19 protein-coding genes are annotated in these 17887 nt (G+C 59.5%); 8 read left to right on the forward strand and 11 right to left on the reverse strand.

Features of this window, described 5'->3' with window-relative positions; genetic code table 11:
- Positions 1-39 precede the first annotated feature (39 nt).
- Together ACA069_RS24715 and ACA069_RS24720 are read right to left on the reverse strand one after the other, a co-directional pair.
- Positions 40-918: a DMT family transporter gene (locus tag ACA069_RS24715; RefSeq protein ID WP_401267301.1), complete on the reverse strand. Its 879-nt coding sequence runs from the start codon at positions 916-918 to the stop codon at positions 40-42.
- Positions 919-1071: 153 nt separating this feature from the next.
- Positions 1072-1848 (reverse strand): IclR family transcriptional regulator, encoded by a 777-nt coding sequence (locus tag ACA069_RS24720; RefSeq protein ID WP_489879949.1) that lies wholly within the window; start codon positions 1846-1848, stop codon positions 1072-1074.
- 230 nt (positions 1849-2078) lie between these two features.
- Here ACA069_RS24720 and ypfJ point away from each other — a divergent pair, with 230 nt between their 5' ends.
- Together ypfJ and ACA069_RS24730 are read left to right on the forward strand one after the other, a co-directional pair.
- Positions 2079-2966 (forward strand): KPN_02809 family neutral zinc metallopeptidase, encoded by an 888-nt coding sequence (gene ypfJ, locus ACA069_RS24725; RefSeq protein ID WP_187680933.1) that lies wholly within the window; start codon positions 2079-2081, stop codon positions 2964-2966.
- Entirely contained in the window at positions 2967-3917 is a 951-nt protein-coding gene (locus tag ACA069_RS24730; protein WP_497615396.1) for an alpha/beta hydrolase family protein, read from the forward strand.
- A gap of 91 nt (positions 3918-4008) precedes the next feature.
- Here ACA069_RS24730 and ACA069_RS24735 read toward each other — a convergent pair whose 3' ends face one another.
- The 3 genes from ACA069_RS24735 to ACA069_RS24745 all read right to left on the reverse strand — a co-directional run bounded on the left by ACA069_RS24735 (position 4009) and on the right by ACA069_RS24745 (position 6147).
- Entirely contained in the window at positions 4009-4602 is a 594-nt protein-coding gene (locus ACA069_RS24735) for an HAD family hydrolase (protein ID WP_401267309.1), read from the reverse strand.
- Positions 4599-5468, reverse strand: a complete 870-nt coding sequence (gene tesB / locus ACA069_RS24740) for an acyl-CoA thioesterase II (RefSeq protein ID WP_497615397.1) — start codon at positions 5466-5468, stop codon at positions 4599-4601. The genes ACA069_RS24735 and tesB overlap by 4 nt, the downstream gene beginning before the upstream one ends.
- A 109-nt stretch (positions 5469-5577) precedes the next feature.
- On the reverse strand, positions 5578-6147 hold the full coding sequence (locus tag ACA069_RS24745; protein ID WP_497615398.1) for a GNAT family N-acetyltransferase: 570 nt from the start codon (positions 6145-6147) through the stop codon (positions 5578-5580).
- A gap of 82 nt (positions 6148-6229) precedes the next feature.
- Between ACA069_RS24745 and ACA069_RS24750 the strand changes: the two genes are divergently transcribed.
- Complete coding sequence (locus ACA069_RS24750) at positions 6230-7150, forward strand: histone deacetylase family protein (RefSeq protein WP_489879945.1); 921 nt, start codon at positions 6230-6232, stop codon at positions 7148-7150.
- Between the two features lie 175 nt (positions 7151-7325).
- Positions 7326-8570 (forward strand): TIGR03862 family flavoprotein, encoded by a 1245-nt coding sequence (locus ACA069_RS24755; protein WP_497615399.1) that lies wholly within the window; start codon positions 7326-7328, stop codon positions 8568-8570.
- 107 nt (positions 8571-8677) lie between these two features.
- Here the strand turns inward: ACA069_RS24755 and rhlE1 are convergent, their stop codons facing one another.
- Complete coding sequence (gene rhlE1, locus ACA069_RS24760) at positions 8678-10015, reverse strand: RNA helicase RhlE1 (protein WP_401267318.1); 1338 nt, start codon at positions 10013-10015, stop codon at positions 8678-8680.
- 65 nt (positions 10016-10080) lie between these two features.
- On the reverse strand, positions 10081-11016 hold the full coding sequence (yedA, locus tag ACA069_RS24765) for a drug/metabolite exporter YedA (protein WP_187680941.1): 936 nt from the start codon (positions 11014-11016) through the stop codon (positions 10081-10083).
- Between the two features lie 163 nt (positions 11017-11179).
- On the opposite strand from yedA, the gene ACA069_RS24770 reads away from it, so the two are divergent.
- A complete protein-coding gene (locus ACA069_RS24770) occupies positions 11180-11635 on the forward strand; it encodes an Lrp/AsnC family transcriptional regulator (RefSeq protein ID WP_497615400.1) in 456 nt (151 codons plus the stop codon).
- Between the two features lie 110 nt (positions 11636-11745).
- Here ACA069_RS24770 and ACA069_RS24775 read toward each other — a convergent pair whose 3' ends face one another.
- The 4 genes from ACA069_RS24775 to ACA069_RS24790 all read right to left on the reverse strand — a co-directional run bounded on the left by ACA069_RS24775 (position 11746) and on the right by ACA069_RS24790 (position 14890).
- Complete coding sequence (locus ACA069_RS24775) at positions 11746-12258, reverse strand: BRO-N domain-containing protein (RefSeq protein WP_497615401.1); 513 nt, start codon at positions 12256-12258, stop codon at positions 11746-11748.
- Positions 12259-12760: 502 nt separating this feature from the next.
- Positions 12761-13366: a 3'-5' exonuclease gene (locus ACA069_RS24780; RefSeq protein WP_187680944.1), complete on the reverse strand. Its 606-nt coding sequence runs from the start codon at positions 13364-13366 to the stop codon at positions 12761-12763.
- A gap of 41 nt (positions 13367-13407) precedes the next feature.
- Positions 13408-13887, reverse strand: a complete 480-nt coding sequence (locus tag ACA069_RS24785) for a LabA-like NYN domain-containing protein (RefSeq protein ID WP_221730158.1) — start codon at positions 13885-13887, stop codon at positions 13408-13410.
- A gap of 259 nt (positions 13888-14146) precedes the next feature.
- Positions 14147-14890: a DUF2076 domain-containing protein gene (locus ACA069_RS24790; protein ID WP_497615402.1), complete on the reverse strand. Its 744-nt coding sequence runs from the start codon at positions 14888-14890 to the stop codon at positions 14147-14149.
- A gap of 178 nt (positions 14891-15068) precedes the next feature.
- Between ACA069_RS24790 and ACA069_RS24795 the strand changes: the two genes are divergently transcribed.
- The 3 genes from ACA069_RS24795 (at position 15069) to ACA069_RS24805 (ending at position 17877) form a co-directional block, all read left to right on the forward strand.
- Entirely contained in the window at positions 15069-15743 is a 675-nt protein-coding gene (locus ACA069_RS24795; protein WP_497615403.1) for a YciC family protein, read from the forward strand.
- A gap of 75 nt (positions 15744-15818) precedes the next feature.
- On the forward strand, positions 15819-16898 hold the full coding sequence (locus ACA069_RS24800) for an endonuclease/exonuclease/phosphatase family protein (protein ID WP_401267327.1): 1080 nt from the start codon (positions 15819-15821) through the stop codon (positions 16896-16898).
- A 58-nt stretch (positions 16899-16956) separates the two neighbouring features.
- Complete coding sequence (locus ACA069_RS24805; protein WP_497618304.1) at positions 16957-17877, forward strand: WaaS/CpsH family glycosyltransferase; 921 nt, start codon at positions 16957-16959, stop codon at positions 17875-17877.
- Positions 17878-17887: the final 10 nt, after the last annotated feature.

Below are 17887 nucleotides of genomic sequence, written 5' to 3' on the forward strand. Positions count from 1 at the left end.
GCCTACAAACACCGGCCTGATTTCAGGCCGGCTGTCTTTTCAGCGGCGACTTTGCTGCCACGCCGCCGCCAACCCGCTGCAACAGATCACCGCAATCCCGATCATCGTCAACAGACTCGGCGTGTGGTTGAACAGCAGCCAGCCCAACAACCCCGCAAACACAATCTGGCAATAACCGAACGGCGCCAGCAACGCCGGCGCGGCATGGCGGAACGCCTGAGTCAGAAACAAATGCGCGGTCATCCCGCAACTGCCCAGTGCCAGCATCAGCCCGGCGTGGGTCAGCGTCGGCACCTGCCAGAAGAACGGCACCAGCGCACTCATCACCAACGTGTTGCACAACCCGGCAAAGAAGTTGCTGGTGGTCGGGCTGTCGACTTCGGCGAGCTTGCGAGTCAGCAGTTGGTAGAAGCAGAAAAACAGTGCCGAGCAGAAGGGCAGCAACACCGCCGGCGTGAACAGTTCACCGCCCGGGTGGACGATGATCAGCACACCGACAAAGCCGCAAATCACCGCAATCCATTGGCCGCGCGTCACCCGCTCCTTCAGCAGTGGTACCGACAACGCCGTCACCAAAACCGGCGCAAGAAAGTTAACCGCCGTGGCTTCCGCCAGCGGGATGTACAAAAGTGCCGTGGTGAAGAACAGACTCGTGCCAAGCAGACACAGTGCGCGGGTCAACTGCCATAAAGGCTTTTTGGTGCGCAGGACACGCAACCCGGAACGCGGCAGAAAAATCCCCGCCATCAACAAGGTGTGCACGACATACCGCGCCCACACCACCATCACGATCGGATAGAACCCCGACAGATACTTCGACAGTGCGTCATGGCTGGAGAACAGGAAGGTCGCCACGACAATCAGCAAGATCCCCTTGAAGGGTTGGTTGACTCCGGAAAGTGGGGTGCTGACAGTCATTGGCTATCTCTGAAGAAAACAAGCTGAGGAAAAAAGCCTCAAGCAACAATCTAGAACCTGGTTCCAGATTACGACACCCGACAACCATAAAAGTGTGCGAACAGCGCACAGTTTTACAAGCGAGCAGGTGCAGAGGGCCCAAGTGAACTCAAGTTAAACGAACAGCTCCGAAGCCAGACTCGCCGCCGACAACTCTTCAGTGAATTTCAACAGTAACGGTGCCAGTTCGTGCAGCCTCGCGCCCGGCATCCGCGCACTCGGCCCGGCGATGCTCAGCACACCGATCACCCGCCCATCAGCGGGGTGGCGCACCACCGCCGCAATTGCCGCAGTCCCCACGGCCGAACTTTCTTCGACGCAAGCATACCCTTGCTCCCGGGCGACCCGCAGACGCTCGAGCAATTCGATATTGGAGCGCGGCGCATTCGGCCCGATATCCGCCGGCACCTCGGCGCCCTGGCGCTCAACCAGCGACAACGCCTCAGCATCGCTCATGCACGCCAGCCACGCATGGCCCGACGCGGTGTAGAACAGCGGCGCATCGCGGCCCATGTCCGGGTCGTAACGCAAACCGCTGCGCGCGCCCTGAGCCTTGGCGATCCAGGTCTGGCGCTCGCCGTCGATAACCCCAAGTCGAATTAGCTCGCCGGTTTCCTGAGCCAAGCGGTCAAGCACCGGTTGCACGATATCGGCGCCGCTGCTCGACAGGTAACGAAAACCCATCGCCACCAGTTTGGTCGACAAGTGATACCGCAAGGTCTCCGGGTTCTGCCTTACATAACCCAGTCGGGTCAGCTCGGCGAGCAAGCGGTGAGTCGCACTTTTCGGGATGTCGATCTGCTCGGCGAGCGTTTGCAGCGCTAAACCACGCGGCTCACTGGTGAGGTTTTCCAGCACGCTGAAAACCCGTTCAATTTGACTGCCGGCCATGATGAGATCCCACTGAAATTTGGCAGATTCTAAAATACATTCAGCACAACGCAAAATCTGGAACCATCTGATAACTTCACAAAAAAACTTTATGGAATGGAATTCACCGAACGCTACAGGTTCTTACCCGTCAACCTGCCTGACGGCGTACGAATAGACGGACGACCGGACTGGCGCCACACTCACACACCAGCAACACTCATCACCACGATTAGAGAGAGGATTCCCACATGCTATGGAAAAAAGGCCGACGCAGTGACAACGTCGTCGATGCCCGTGGTGATGATGCTGGCGGTGGCGGCGGCATGCGCTTTGGTGGCGGCAAGGGGCTTAGCATCGGGGCCATCCTGTTGATCGTCGGCATTGGCTGGATCACCGGCCAGGATCCATTGCAGATCCTCGGGCAACTCACCGGGCAGATGACCGAGCAATCGGCACCCACCTCGCAAACCCGCCAGGCGCCGCCGGCCAATGATGAGCAGGCAGAGTTTGTCCGCTCGATCCTTGGCGACACCGAAGACACCTGGGGCGCGATTTTCCAGCAGGCCGACCGGCAATATAAGGACCCGACCCTGGTGCTGTTCAGCAATCGGGTCAACTCGGCGTGTGGTCTGGCCACCTCGGCCACCGGGCCGTTTTACTGCCCGGCGGATCAGAAGGTTTATCTGGACATGGCGTTCTTCCAGGAGATGTCGCAACGCTTCAAGGCGGCCGGCGACTTCGCCCAGGCCTACGTGATTGCGCACGAAGTCGGACACCATGTGCAGACGCTTCTCGGTGTCTCGGCGAAAATTCAGACAGCCCGCCAGCAAGGTCGGCAGATGGAAGGTGACGGTGGCTTGCTGGTACGTCAGGAGTTGCAGGCCGATTGCCTTGCCGGCGTCTGGGCCTACAGCGCACAGAAGCGTTTGAACTGGCTGGAACCCGGCGATATAGAAGAAGCCTTGAACGCCGCCAACGCCATCGGTGATGATCGCCTGCAACAACAGGGTCAGGGCCGTGTGGTGCCGGACTCGTTTACCCACGGTACGTCGGCGCAAAGGGTGCGCTGGTTCAAAACCGGATTCGCGCAGGGCCAGGTCGGCCAGTGCGACACCTTCGCGGCGAAAAACCTGTAAATGCATAAATGGCTTTTGGCTTTACTGATCTTTGGCAGCACAGCGCAAGCGGCCGGTGTCGACGCGATCAGCTCCGGGCGCCTGCAACTGAAGGCCGGGGAAATGGCGGTGGGCATAGGACCTGCGCCAGAGAAAATCGAGCGCGTGCTGATCGTCATTCACGGTCGCCTGCGCAACGCCGAGACGTATCGCAAGAGCGCCGAAAGCGCCGCCGAGATGGCCGGCCAAACCGCACACACACTGGTGATCGCGCCGCAGTTTCTCAATGAAAGTGATGTGGCCCTGTACTCGTTGCCCGCCACGGTGTTGCGCTGGAAAGGCAACGAGTGGATGGGTGGCGGTTTATCCACAGGGCCGAATCCGTTGAGCTCCTACGCGGCACTGGACGAAATCGTCGCCCGAGTCACCGATCGCAAGCAGTTTCCGGACGTGAAGCAGATAGTGATTTTCGGCCACTCCGGTGGCGGGCAAGTGGTGCAACGTTATGCCCTGCTCGCCAAGGATCAGCCGGCACTGAAGGCCAACGGCATCCGCCTGCGTTACGTGGTGGCCAATCCTTCTTCCTACGCGTATTTCAATGAGCAGCGGCCCGTGGCGTTCGATCACGCCAAGTGCATGGGTTTCAATCGCTGGAAGTACGGTCTGTCAGACATGCCGGTGTACGCCGGTGGGCAAACGCCGTTGCAGCTTGAAAGCAGTTACATCAAACGCGAGGTGATTTATCTGCTTGGGCAGCAAGACATCGACCCGCAGCACCCGGCGCTGGACAAGGGCTGTGAGGCTGAGGCGCAAGGGGCTTATCGTTTGATACGCGGCAAACTGTTTTTCGGCTATTTGCTGCGCCGTCACCCGGAAGGAGTGAATCAGCGGCTGGTGGAAGTGCCCGGGGTCGGGCATAACGGCGATGGGATGTTGACGTCGCCGGAGGGGCAGAAAGCGTTGTTCGAATAGAAGCAAAAGCAAAGATCGCAGCCTTCGGCAGCTCCTAAAGGGGATTGCAATAGCAACTGTAGGAGCTGCCGAAGGCTGCGATCTTTTGATCTTAGGCCAACAGCATCCGCCGCAACTCGACACAATCCTGCGCATGCCAATCCGTCAGCTCCGGCCACGGGTTATCCGGTAGATTCACCAACACCGTCCGCGCGCCCGCCGCTCGCCCGCAATCCAGATCAAAGCGGTAATCGCCGACCATCACCATCTCGCTGGCCGGTACCGCCCAGGCTTCCGCCAACTTGAGCAACCCACCCGGATGCGGCTTGGGCGGCGCTTCATCACGGCCCAGCACATCTTCCACCGCAAAGCAGTCGGCCAGACCAATCGCTTCGAGCGTCACATGCGCCAATTCCCGCGCATTGCGGGTAAGAATGCCGAGGCGATAACCGCGCGAATGCAGATCACGCACCAGTTCCACCGCCCCGGTGGCCGGCGTCGAGCCGAGCGCCAGATCGCGCTCGTGCTCCAGCAACCACGCATGTTTCTCTGCTGATTCATCCGCCGGCAGCGCGGCAAGATGGGTGAGGATGTCGTCCTCCGGCGGAATCGCCAACGCCACACGAATCGCCGCGAAGTCATGCACGGCGACCGTCAGGGTGCCATCCATGTCGAACACCCAGTGCTTCACATCGGCCAGGCTCATGCCCAATCCTTGCGATGACGGATCAAGCCTTCCTGGGTCACCGACGCCACCAGTTGCCCGGCGCGGTTGAACACGCTGCCACGGGAGAACCCGCGAGAATTGCCGGCCCACGGACTGTCCATCGCGTAAAGCAACCAGTCATCGGCGCGCAGATCGTTGTGGAACCACAGCGCGTGATCGAGGCTGGCGACCTGCATGTCTTTCTGCCAGACCGATTTGCCGTGGGGCAGCATCGAAGTGGTCAGCAGGCCGAAGTCCGAGGCGTAGGCCAGCAGGTATTTGTGCAGCGCCGGAATGTCCGCCAGTGCGCCGTCGGCGCGGAACCACACGTACTTGATCGGATCCGCCGGTTGCGGGTTGTAGGGGTCTTTTTCGGTGACTGGGCGCACTTCGATCGGCTTCGGGCACAGCAGTTTTTCACGCATGTGTTCCGGGATCAGTTGCGCGCGTTGCTGGAACAGTTCCAGTTCCGACGGCAGGCTTTCCGGGCCGACTACTTGCGGCATCTGAGTCTGATGCACGAAGCCGTCTTCGTCATACTGAAACGAAGCGCTGCAGGTGAAGATCGGATGGCCCTTCTGGATTGCCGTGACGCGACGGGTGCTGAAGCTACCGCCATCGCGCACGCGGTCAACCGAGTACACCACCGGCAACTTGGCGTCGCCCGGACGCAGGAAATAACCGTGCATCGAATGCACATGGCGCGCTTCTTCAACCGTCTGACTGGCCGCCGACAGCGACTGACCGAGCACCTGACCGCCGAACAACTGACGGAAACCCAAGTCCTGGCTGCGACCACGGAACAGGTTTTCTTCGATCGGTTCCAGGGTCAGCAAATCGACCAGATCTTCCAACACTTGGCTCATTCAGACTCTCCTCACACAAAGCAATGCCGCGCAGTCTTGGCTGCGGCGGGCGATTCAGGTACTGGCACGGGCCAATGATATGGCGGCCATTGTAAACGTCCGTGTCAGCTTATCCATGCAAGGTTTGCAGCCACTGCTCCCGGGTAATCCGATACAGCACATGTCTTCTTAACGGGTGATCGACGGCAAGCTTGGGGTGATCAAAGTCATCGGCCGGCGCGTGATGCATGCCGATCGCCTGCATGACTTTCTCCGAAGGCAGATTTGGTTGCGCAGTGAACGACACGATTTCCTTCAGGGCCAATCGATCAAACCCGCAACGCAGAGCGGTCCAAGCCGCTTCACTGGCGTAACCCAGGCCCCAATGCTCCTTCGCCAGACGCCAGCCAATCTCCACCGCCGGGGTGAACGGCGCGTCGAAACCGACCACGCCAAGCCCGGTGAAACCGATGAATTCGCCGCTGTCCTTGCGCTCCAGCGCCCACAAGCCGTAGCCGTGTTCGGCAAAATGTCCGCGCACGCGACCGATCAACGCGGCACTTTCCAGCCGGCTCAACGGCTCCGGAAAATAGCGCATCACCTGAGGATCGGCACACATCGCCGCAAATTCCGGCAAATCCTCATCCTGCCACTGACGCATCAGCAACCGTGCGCTTTCCAGTTCCAGTATCGGCTCCATCGTGCCCCTCCGTTTCCATGCCGCAAGTCTACATCGCTGGTAGGATCCTTCACTCTTTCCTACACGTCTGACAGAAATCGCCATGCCACTGCCGCTGATCTACCACGAAGACTACAGCCCGGAGTTTCCTGCGGATCACCGCTTTCCCATGGACAAGTTTCGTCTTCTGCGCGATCACCTGGTCGACAGCGGCTTGACCCGTGACGCCGATCTGCTGCGCCCCGAAATCTGCCCCAACGACATCCTCGCCCTGGCCCATGACCGTAGCTATATCGAACGCTACATGAGCGGTGAGTTGTCCCGCGAAGACCAGCGGCGTCTTGGCCTGCCATGGAACGAAGCGCTGGCCCGACGCACGGTGCGCGCGGTGGGTGGTTCGATACTGGCGGCGGAAAAAGCCCTGGAGCATGGGTTGGCTTGCCACTTGGCCGGCGGCACCCATCACGCCCACTACGACTACCCGGCGGGGTTCTGCATCTTCAATGACCTGGCGATCATCAGCCAATATCTGCTGCAGAGCGGCCGGGTGAGCCGTGTGTTGATCTTCGATTGCGACGTGCATCAGGGCGACGGCACGGCGCGGATTCTGCACAACACCCCGGAGGCGATTACCGTTTCCCTGCACTGCGAGAAGAATTTTCCTGCACGCAAAGCGGAAAGTGACTGGGACATTCCATTGCCCAAAGGCATGGGCGATGCCGATTATTTGAAGGTCGTGGACGACACACTCAATTATCTGCTGCCCCTTTATCAACCGGATCTGGTGCTGTACGACGCCGGCGTCGATGTGCACAAGGACGACGCCCTCGGTTATCTGCAACTGACTGATGAAGGCGTCGCTGCCCGGGATGAAAGCGTGATGCGCCATTGCCTGGGCCGCGACATCCCGGTGATGGGCGTGATCGGCGGTGGTTACAGCAAGGACCGCCACGCCCTCGCCCGCCGCCACGGCATTCTCCACCACAGCGCGCAGCGCGTCTGGCAGTCACACGGCTGTCATTGAGCTGTGCTGCGTTACCCACAATGGCTGTGGAACGGCCTGTGGATAACCTGAGTGAAAGGGGCTGCAGCCCATACCGAACATGGCGCGCAGCGCGGCGGTTAATTTTTAACCAACCGCTACAAAGATCCCGGCTGTTAGAATGCGCGCCTTATCCCGCCATACCGCAGCGCACGCCATGACCCAGAACTCCGCCCCCTCCCACGCTCACGTCGCCATCATCGGCGGTGGCCCCGCCGGCCTGATGTCCGCCGAAGTGCTGAGCCAGGCCGGAGTCCGCGTCGATCTCTACGACGGCATGCCTTCGGTAGGCCGCAAGTTCCTGCTGGCCGGGGTCGGCGGCATGAACATCACCCACTCCGAAGCCTACCCGGCGTTCCTCTCACGCTACGCCGAACGCGCGCCGCACATCGCTCCGCTGCTGCGCGGTTTTGATGCCGATGCGCTGTGCCGCTGGATTCATGAGCTGGGCATCGAAACCTTTATCGGCAGCTCTGGCCGCGTGTTCCCCACCGACATGAAAGCCGCCCCTTTGCTGCGCGCCTGGCTCAAGCGTCTGCGCGACAGTGGCGTAGTTATCCACACCCGCCATCGCTGGCTCGGTTGGGATGAACAAGGTGCGTTGCGCATCGACAGCCCGGAAGGCGAGAAATCCATCAACCCCGACGCCACCCTGCTCGCCCTCGGCGGCGGCAGTTGGTCGCGGCTGGGTTCGGACGGCGCGTGGATGTTGCCGCTGGAGCAGTGCGGTGTAGGACTGGCGCCGTTGCAGCCCAGTAATTGCGGCTTTGAAGTGCAGGCCTGGAGCGAATTGCTGGTCAGCAAATTCGCCGGCGCGCCGCTGAAAAATATCGCCATCGGTTTGAATGACGATGTGCCGCGCTTGGGCGAATGCGTGATCACGGCGACCGGGATTGAGGGCAGTTTGATCTACGCGTTGTCGGCACCGATCCGCGAGGCAATCAACCAGCACGGCTCAGCCACCATTCATATCGACCTGCTGCCGGGCCGACCTGTGGATAAATTGCAGGCAGCATTGAGCAAACCGCGCGGCTCGCGCTCGATGGCCAAGCATCTGCACAGTCAGATCGGGATTGATGGTGTGAAAGCGGCGTTGTTGCGTGAATTGACTGACGCTGCAACCTTTGCCGATCCGGCGCTGCTCGCTCGGGCGATCAAAGCGTTGCCGCTGACACTGATCAAAACCCGCCCGCTGGACGAAGCGATCAGCAGTGCCGGGGGCGTGACGTTCGAAGCGATGGACGAGCGGCTGATGCTCAAGGCGTTGCCGGGGGTGTTCTGCGCAGGTGAGATGCTCGATTGGGAGGCGCCGACGGGGGGCTATTTGCTGACGGGGTGTTTTGCCAGTGGCCGGGCGGCGGGGTTCGGGATGCTGGAGTGGCTTCGGCACAAAACCCTGTAGGAGCTGTCGAGTGAAACGAGGCTGCGATCTTTTGACCTTTAAAAACAAGATCAAAAGATCGCAGCGTGCCGCAGCTCCTACCTGGATAGCGCGCCTTCAGCAGAGGGTTATGGCTTACGCTTGCGCGGCCCGGTATTGAACACCGGCACTTTACGCACAGGCTTGATCGATGGCTCCGGCGCCTGCGTCTCGCCGCTGTCCACCCACTTGCCCAGATTGCGCTTGCCGCCACCGCCGGACGATTTCGGCTTTTTAGGTTTCTTCGGCTTCTTGATCACCTGACCGCTGGCATCGGTATCCGGCACACGGTGCTCAGGCTCGAAGTCAGGTTCGTTCTGACGCTTCAACGTCTGACGCGTGAGCATCTCGATCGCCGAGAGCATGTTCACCTCATCGGCACACACCAGCGAGATCGCCTCGCCCGTCGCACCCGCACGGCCAGTACGACCGATCCGGTGAATGTAATCTTCGGCCACGATCGGCAGGTCGAAGTTGACCACCAGCGGCAAATCTTCGATGTCCAGACCACGGGCCGCCACGTCGGTGGCCACCAGAATCTGCACTTCGCTGAGTTTGAAACGATCCAGCGCACGCTGGCGTGTCGCTTGCGGCTTGTCGCCATGGATGCCGTCGGCGTTGATGCCCAGACCCTGGAGTTTTTCCACCAGCGCATCCACGCCGTTGCGGGTCTTGGCGAATACCAGCACCTGCTTCCACTTGCCTTTGCGCATCAGGTGCACGAACAGTTCGGCCTTGCGCTTCTTGTCCACCGTCACGATCCACTGCTTGACGGTGTTGGCGGCAACGTTGCGCGGGCTGACTTCGATGCTCAGCGGGTCGTTGAGCATTTGCCCGGCCAGCAGACGAATGTCATCGGAAAAAGTCGCGGAGAACAGCAGGGTCTGGCGCTTTTTCGGCAGCATGCGGTAAATGTTCGCCAGTTCTTCGGAGAAGCCCAGGTCAAGCATACGATCGGCTTCATCCAGCACCAGGGTTTGCAACTGATCGAGTTTCAGCGCGTTCTGGCGGAACAGGTCGATCAGGCGACCAGGAGTGGCAACAAGCACATCGACGCCGCCGCGCAGCTTCATCATTTGTGGGTTGATGCTGACGCCGCCGTAAACCGCATAAGTGCGCAGCGGCAGGTTTTCGGCGTACTGGCGCACGGACTCATGAACCTGCTCGGCCAGCTCGCGGGTCGGCACCAGAATCAGCGCACGCGCCGAATTCGCGGTGACTTTTGGGCCTTCCATAGCCAGCAACTGCAACAACGGCAAGGCGAAACCGGCGGTCTTGCCGGTACCGGTCTGGGCCGCTGCCATCAGGTCGCGACCGGCCAGAACGGCCGGAATGGCTTGCGCCTGAACCGGTGTCGGGGTCTGGTAGCCGAGCGTCTCAAGGGAGCGCAGCAAGGGTTCGATCAGGCCAAGGGAGGCGAAAGTCATGGGAGTACCGTAGGAAAATTCAGCGCAGTTGTGCGACACGAGTGTGCAATGGCGCGCAGTTTACCCTAATTCGCGCGCTGTTCCGTCGGAACGGCCGTCGGCACGTCTACCGGCGGCTGTGCCGGACGACGCCATTGCGGCAGACCGATCAGCACCACGGCACTGATGATCACCAGCATCGCCAGCGCTTCTTCAATGCCGATGGTCTCGCCGACAAACACGATCCCCAGCAACACCGCCACCGCCGGATTGACGTAGGCATAACTGGTGGCCGCCGCCGGACGCACATGCTTGAGCAGATACATGTAGGAATTGAAGGCGATGATCGAGCCAAAGAAGATCAGATACGCCAGCGCCAACCAGCCTTCCATCGGCGGCACGGCTTGCAAGCGTTCACCACTCACCGCACTGCCGATCAGCAGGACAACACCGCCGACCAGCATTTCCACCGCACTGGCCATCGCGCCCTGCGGTAACGGCAGGTGCCTGCTCCACACCGAACCGAAGGCCCAGGTCGCCGCCGCGAAAATCAGCAAAGCAGCGCCCAAGGGGCTCGATTGCAGGTTGGACCCCATGTTGAGCATGGCAATGCCGACAATCCCCAGCGCCACCCCGGCCCATTCGAGACGAGTATTACGCGCGCCCCAGAAATAACCGCAGAGCAACGTAAACAGCGGCACCGTCGCCACCGCCAATGCCGCCACGCCAGAAGCCACCCCCGTGTGCTCCGCCACACTCACCGCACCGTTACCAAAACTGAGCAGCAAAATCCCGATGATCCCCGCCGCTTTCCACTGCACCCACGTCGGCGCCGGTGCCCCGCGCCAGCGCAGGAACGCGTACATCAACGTGCCAGCAATGATGAAGCGCACTCCGCCAAGCATCAGCGGTGGCCAATATTCAACGCCGATGCGAATCACCAGATAGGTCGAACCCCAAATCACATACAACGCAAAAAACGCGGCGATCAGCGGCAAGGAAAAACGGCGCAAGGCAGGCATGGGCAGCTCGACAGTCTGTGTCAGAAGATTGGTTATTCTAGAAAGGCCAGCGGGCAAAAATAAGTTACAAAACCTGTTTATCAGGCCAGTACACTTTTGAAATCACGGAGATCTACGGAATGAACCACGATTTCGAAAGACTGACACTTTCAGGAGTTAAGCCTTGGATAAATACGACCGCATGCTGCTCAGCGCCCTGCTCGAAAACGGCCGGGCGTCCTACGCCGACCTGGCGCGCAAAGTAAACCTCTCCGCCCCCGCCGTGGCCGAGCGCGTGGCCAAGCTTGAGGCATCGGGCGTGATCACCGGCTATGAAGCGAAAATCGACCTGTCGAAAATCGGTCTGCCGATCCAGTGTGTGATCGAACTGCGCCTGCATCAAAACGGCAGCCAGAAGGTGTACGACGAATTGGTCAAAATTCCGCAACTGACCGAGTGCTTTCGCGTGACGGGCGATCCGTGCGTGATCATGAAGGCCGCAGTGGGATCGATGCCGGAGCTGGAGGAGTTGATCAACCGGGTGGCGAAGTTCGGGTTCAGCAAGACGTCGATTGTGTTGTCGAGCGCCATCGAGAAGCGCGTGCCGTTGGGGCATATCGAAAGCAACGGTAAGTCTTGAGGCAATGATGTCCGCTGTGGGAGCGGACTTGCCCGCGAAGAGGGAGTGTCAGACAACACCTTTCTGAATGACACAGCGCATTCGCGAGTAAGTCCGCTAGCGAGAAGCCTTCAACCCTGGCGACGACTTTCCTGAGTCAGCAAGTGCGGCATATCTCGCATGCGCATCCATGGCTCATTGCGCCAATGCAGAAGTCTCAACGTTTCCCCTGCGCACATCATCAAACGTAGATGCGGATCTGAAACTGACTCCGAGCCCTGACGAAGCATCGGCACGACCTCATGGGTCAGCCAACGACGCAAATGACGGTTCTCCGGGGAGTAGTGATAAACCAGCATTGCGTAAACGCCGGACTCGCTCAACATCAAGGTCTCTTGAACACCATCGTTTCCCGACAGATACATCATCAGCCGCTGATCTTCATCAAGCTTCAGAACTTGTCGCCCATTGATTTCCAACCCCATCAGACGACCAAAATCACGGGCACAGAACCAGGCTTCGCCATGTACCAGAGCGGCTTGCAACTGGATGTGATGGCGGATGAAGGTTTGGGGTTTTACGAGTGACTCACGGCTGAATGACGAGCCGGCGTTTTTTGGAGCGTTGGTAGCTACTTTGATCATGGCAAATCACCTAACGAATGTTGGAGCCGCTAGCATCACTTGCAGATGATGGGTGGCGGCTGTGCGCGGGTCTGCAAGACCGAGTCGTTAGGCAACCTCGGCAGACCCGAAGGTCTCCCGCACACAGCCACCATAAAATCGTTGGTCGCCATAAGAGCAACGCGATTATAGGTGCACCGGTCAGTGCCTAACAAATTATCGGCGGGCTTGCAGTCCCGATCGCTGAATTTTCAGCGACGAAAAGAGGTTAGCGGTGGGGCTATCAGAGCTCAAGACAGATAATCCCTAAACTTCAGTAGGATGCTTCGTCGAACTCTACACACCACTAAACAACCCGGTTCGCGAGTTTTTGAAAGCAACGGAAAATAGTCCAGGCCAACACAAATCCACTGTAGGAGTGAGCCTGCTCGCGATGGCGATGTGTCAGTAAACATTGCTGGCGACTGATGCGCCGCCATCGCGAGCAGGCTCACTCCTACAAGGGTTCTTGTTGAGTTCGGGATCAGCGATAGCGCTGCAGATGCTCGCCAACTTTCGCAGCCGGCACTTTCTGCAATTTGCACAGCAGGTCATGGTTCAACTCGCGCACGCCATGCTTGTCGCGCAACTCTCCGGCCAGATGCGCCATCAAGTTAGCCGCCATCTCCGCATCCGCCATCGCGCGGTGAGCCTGACCGGTGTGCGGCAGGCGAGCGAACGTGGTGAGGGTGCCGAGTTTGTGATTCGGCGCGGCCGGCATCAACCGGCGGGCCAGCAGTAGTGAGCAGGCAAAATTCTGGAGACGGGTGCGTTTGATCCGCCCCAGTTCAAAATCCCAGAACTTCTGGTCGAACGAAGCGTTGTGTGCGACCAGTGGCGTGCAGCCGACAAACTCGTTGACCTCGTTCATCACCTGTTCCGCCGAGGGCGCGGTGCGCAGCATGGCGTTGCTGATGCCGGTCAGTTGTTCGATGAACGCGGGGACGCGCACGCCGGCGTTCATGAGGCTCTGGTAACGCTCGACGATGCGGCCGTTTTCCAGCATGACCACGGCGATTTCCGTGGCGCGGCAGCTGCTGTTCGGCGAGAGGCCGGTGGTTTCAAAGTCGATGACTGCAATGCGTTCCAAACCGGGTTCAACTCCGTTCAAATCAATTCTTCAGTAGCCGCTCAATTCTTCAGAAGCAGCGCGCCTTCGATCGGCACGTAGCGGCTGGCAGCGCGGATCAGCGAGTTGGCGGTCAGGCCCGGGACGCCATAGGCCACCGCTTGCACGCCGTGCTTGTTGATGATGCGTTCGAGCAGCATGTCGAAATCGCCATCACCGGAGGCCAGGACGATTTCGTCGACGTGATCGGCGGCGTCCATGATGTCGAGGGTGATGCCCACGTCCCAGTCGCCCTTGGCCGAGCCGTCGCTGCGCTGGATGTAGGGTTTGAGCTTCACGATGAAGCCGAGGTTGCGCAGGATCTGCTGGAACTGCTGCTGTTTGCTGTCACCACGGTCGATGGCGTAGGCGTAGGCCTCGACGATCTGCCCGTCCTTGCTGATGTCGGCCCACAGCGCGGCGTAGTTGAAGTGGCAACCATAGGCCTGACGCACGGTGTAGTAGAGGTTCTGCACGTCGGCGAACACTGCGATTTTTTTCACCGGAGTTCCTGTGAGCGCGCGAGCGCACGAAGCGGGATCAGGCGCCAGGCCCGAAAAAGGCGCTCAGTATGCCAGCCCGAAGGAAGGTTCCGCGAATAATCGCCCGCAGGCGCAAGGGTGCTACTGACGAGTGGTGAATGTGGCGAGGGGATTTATCCCCGCTGGGCAGCGTAGCGGCCCCGGTTTTTTGGGCCTGCTGCGCAGTCCATCGGGGATAAATCCCCTCACCACAGTTCGATGTCAACCTGGAAGGTTTGGGTCAGACGAAGGAATCGTCGTCATTGAAGAACGATGAGTTGTCATCGCTGTAGTCGGTATCAGTAAAGCCGCTCTGGTCGTTGCCGGCCATGCGCTGGTCATCGCCCCAGCCGTTGTTGCTCTGGTCTGCAACCTGCGCCGGTTCTTCCTTGATCACTTCAACAATCTCTTCCGGTTGCTGATTGTGATGGAACAGGCTGCTGATACCCTGCGCCAGCATCACGCCACCCGCCACACCAGCGGCAGTTTTCAGCGCGCCACCGAGGAAGCTGCTGCCCGCCGCCGGAGCAGCCTGTTGCGCGTAGTTGGGCGGCGGTGCGCCGAAGTTCTGTTGTGGCGCGGGAGCGTTGAAGTTCTGCTGCGGTGCCGGTTCGCGCCAGCCGCCCGTCGATGCCGGTGCACTCTGTGTTGGCGCAGGACGCGAGCTGCCGCCGCCAAAGATGCTCGACAGAAACCCACTGCTACCGCTGGGTGCCGGCGCAGCACTCTGCGCCTTGGCCGATTGCAGTTCGGCCTGCAAACGCTGGACTTGCTGGGTCAGTTGTTTGTTCTGCTCGTCGAGGCTTTTGAGCGCCGCCTCTTGCACCAGAATCGCCTGGGTCATGAAATAGCCTGCCGACGGCTGGCGTGTCAGGTGTTCCTTGATCCGCGTCTCGGCCTGGGCATCGCGCGGGGCTGCCTCCGTTTCGGCCTGTTGCAGCCGGGAAAACAGTCCATCGATCAGGGTTTGCTCTTCGCTGTTCATGGCGACCTCGTAGATTGCCGGGGATAACATTGCCCTCGCCCACTTTGGACAAGGTGCTCTCCCGTAATGGAGACAGTGACAGGATGTTTCAACGACCTTTACCGAATGTTTACGTTTGCGTCCGCCCGCACATCATCGGTTAAAGTGAGCCACTGTTTTCGACCTGCGATACCGACTGATGAATGCCTTCGAAGTGCTGCGCGACTCTCTGTATTTTTTCAAACGCCATTTGGTCAGCATCGTGCAGTTGTGCCTGCCGCTGGTGATCGTCGAAGCGCTGTTGCAACAAGTGGTAGATCACGCCAGCGACCCGGACAGTTTTTCGGCGTCCAGCATCATTGTCGGCCTGCTGGTCTATCCGCTGTACACCGCCGCACTGATTCTGTTTCTCGACGCCCGCACCCGTGGCGAAGCCCCGCGCAATCTTGACCTGCTGGCGATGGCCGCACGGTTGTGGCCGCGTTTCGCCCTGCTCACGGCGCTTAACACGTTGCTGATCCTGCTGGGACTGTCGTTGTATTTTCTGCCGGGCCTGATGCTGATGGTGATGCTGGCGTTCGGCGAATATCTGCTGGTGCTGCGCGGCCTCAATCCACTGCATGCGATGAAAGAAAGCCTGCGTCTGACACGCGGGCATTTCTGGCGGATTCTGCTGTGCATTCTTTGCGTGATGACGCCGTTGTGGTTGCTCAAAGGCGCAACGCTGGCGGTCTATCCAGAACCGCAGAACATGGCCATCACCGTGTTGATCGACAGCGCTCACGGCTTCCTGCAACTGTTCACCAGCGTGGTGCTGTTCCGTCTGTTCATGCTGATCAGCGAATTGCCTGACAAAAGAGACAGAGCGGTCTGACTGCTCTGGCCTTAGGTTTAAGACTCGCCCTCAGGTATGCTCGGGGCCACTTTCTGTAACGCTAAAAGCCGAGCCATGACCCGTCTACTGCGCTACACCCTGTTGCTCGTTGTGCTCGCCATCGCCGTGATTGGCGGGCTGATGTTCAGCTTGACCTGGCGTCCCGAACCCCGTGAAACCCTGCCGGTCAGTTGCACCGCAACCGCGCCGACGCTGGTGCCCGGGCAGGCACTGAAAGTCATGACCTGGAACGTGCAGTACCTGGCCGGCAAGCGTTATGTGTTCTGGAATGACCTGGCCGGGGGCGACGATGAAGCGCCGACGTTGGAAGACATGGCCTTCAGTCTCGATGAAGTGGCGCGGGTAATTCGCGATGAACAGCCCGACGTGGTGCTGTTGCAGGAGCTGGATGACGGCGCCAAGGCCAGCGATTATCAGGATCAACTCAAATTGCTGCAGGAGCGGGTCGCCGATCTGTACCCGTGTAGCGCCAGCGCCTTTGACTGGAAAGCCGATTTCGTCCCTGAACCGCACATCTTCGGCAGCGTTGGCCGGCAACTGGCGACGCTGAGCCGTTATCGCATCGAACACGCCGAGCGCCTGCAATTACCGGTCGCTTCGAGCAACTTCATCAGCCGCCAGTTCCAGCCCAAAGACGCCCTGCTCGCGACGAAGCTGCCGCTGAGCGATGGCGGGCAACTGACCGTGTTCAACACGCATCTGGAGCGCGCCAGCCAACCGGATGAGACGTTGCAGGCGCAAGTGACGGCGGTGGCCAGGGTGCTCGACAAGTATGAAAGCCAAGGCCTGCCTTGGCTGATCGGTGGTGACTTCAACCTGTTGCCCCTCGGTCAATATCGCCGTTTGCCAGCCGAGCAGCGCACGGCCTACTCCGCCGACAGCGAATTGCATCTGTTGTGGGACAAGTACCCGATGATCCCGACCAACAACGAGGCCAGCGGCATCGACCGCGCGCAGTGGCTGACCCACTACCCCAATGACCCCGGTCTCAATGGTCCGGATCGCACGGTCGACTATCTGTTCTACAGCCCGAAGATCAAACGGGTTGAAGCGATGGTGCGCCAGGACGATACGCTTCGGATTTCCGATCACCTGCCGGTCATTGCGCGGTTCCTGCTGCCGGTTGCGCCGTAGCAACAACTCTACGCCACGAACGATGCTCGGGCATTCGAATCAAACGCACGGAAGACCCATGAAAATTTTAATTGTATGCAAGGACATCGGCGGCTACGCACGCAAACTGGCTGAGCATTTGATGATCGATAACAACGTGTGCTTCATCGATACCTCGTCGATGTCGGACAGGTTTGATCGAGCCCCGAAGATCATTCGACGTCCGCTGAAACGCTGGGCCCAATGGCGGCATGTGAAAAAGACCCTTCGGGCGGCAGGGCGGTTTGACGCTGCCCTAATCATTAATCCGGCGCAAATCGACCCACAGCAATTGGCGGCTGGACTCAAGGCTTCCGATCGCAAGATCGCCTACCTTTACGACAGTTTCAGTCGCTGGCCGATGACCCGGGAAGAACTGGCTGATTATGACGAGGTGTTTTCATTCGACCCGCAGAATGCCGAGAGTTACGGCCTGAAAAAGCTCTACAACTTTATCTATGAAGACTACGTTGCAGACGGTGAACCGGGCGAATACTCGGCTTTCGTAGTGATGGCCGGCAAGGACCGCGTGCCGGCGCTCGAAGGCCTGGCGCGGGAATTTGATCGGCTCGGCGTTACCGATTACAAGTTTCTGGTGCAGTGCAAACCGATTCCGGGTGCTCATCCCGGTATCACTTTTTTCGAGCAGAGAATGTCGCTGGAATCCGTTGGTGAGTTAGTCAAACGCTCCAGGATCATTCTGGACATTTCCAAGCCCGGCCAGGCCGGTTTGAGCTTCCGATTCTTTGAAGCCATGGCCTCGCGGAAAAAAGTGATCACCACCAACAAAAGCGTTGTCGATTATGACTTCTACAACCCGGCTAACATCCTGGTCATTGATGAGGCCAACCCGCTGATTCCGGAGCATTTCATCACGAGCCCGTATGTGGACGTCCCTGTGCAGATCTATGAAAAGTACACGTTGCAGGGTTGGACCAGGACCGTGTTTTCGCTTCAATAAAACGCTGCGC

Source organism: Pseudomonas sp. LBUM1652 (genome assembly GCF_059716105.1).

Coding starts and splice junctions, on each gene's coding strand:
- ACA069_RS24775 (WP_497615401.1), bottom strand. CDS start 12,258: ATGATCAAAGTAGCTACCAACGCTCCAAAAAACGCCGGCTCGTCATTC.
- ACA069_RS24730 (WP_497615396.1), top strand. CDS start 2,967: ATGCATAAATGGCTTTTGGCTTTACTGATCTTTGGCAGCACAGCGCAA.
- yedA (WP_187680941.1), bottom strand. CDS start 11,016: ATGCCTGCCTTGCGCCGTTTTTCCTTGCCGCTGATCGCCGCGTTTTTT.
- ypfJ (WP_187680933.1), top strand. CDS start 2,079: ATGCTATGGAAAAAAGGCCGACGCAGTGACAACGTCGTCGATGCCCGT.
- ACA069_RS24735 (WP_401267309.1), bottom strand. CDS start 4,602: ATGAGCCTGGCCGATGTGAAGCACTGGGTGTTCGACATGGATGGCACC.
- rhlE1 (WP_401267318.1), bottom strand. CDS start 10,015: ATGACTTTCGCCTCCCTTGGCCTGATCGAACCCTTGCTGCGCTCCCTT.
- ACA069_RS24720 (WP_489879949.1), bottom strand. CDS start 1,848: ATGGCCGGCAGTCAAATTGAACGGGTTTTCAGCGTGCTGGAAAACCTC.
- ACA069_RS24795 (WP_497615403.1), top strand. CDS start 15,069: ATGAATGCCTTCGAAGTGCTGCGCGACTCTCTGTATTTTTTCAAACGC.
- ACA069_RS24800 (WP_401267327.1), top strand. CDS start 15,819: ATGACCCGTCTACTGCGCTACACCCTGTTGCTCGTTGTGCTCGCCATC.
- ACA069_RS24750 (WP_489879945.1), top strand. CDS start 6,230: ATGCCACTGCCGCTGATCTACCACGAAGACTACAGCCCGGAGTTTCCT.
- ACA069_RS24755 (WP_497615399.1), top strand. CDS start 7,326: ATGACCCAGAACTCCGCCCCCTCCCACGCTCACGTCGCCATCATCGGC.
- ACA069_RS24805 (WP_497618304.1), top strand. CDS start 16,957: ATGAAAATTTTAATTGTATGCAAGGACATCGGCGGCTACGCACGCAAA.
- ACA069_RS24715 (WP_401267301.1), bottom strand. CDS start 918: ATGACTGTCAGCACCCCACTTTCCGGAGTCAACCAACCCTTCAAGGGG.
- tesB (WP_497615397.1), bottom strand. CDS start 5,468: ATGAGCCAAGTGTTGGAAGATCTGGTCGATTTGCTGACCCTGGAACCG.
- ACA069_RS24745 (WP_497615398.1), bottom strand. CDS start 6,147: ATGGAGCCGATACTGGAACTGGAAAGCGCACGGTTGCTGATGCGTCAG.
- ACA069_RS24790 (WP_497615402.1), bottom strand. CDS start 14,890: ATGAACAGCGAAGAGCAAACCCTGATCGATGGACTGTTTTCCCGGCTG.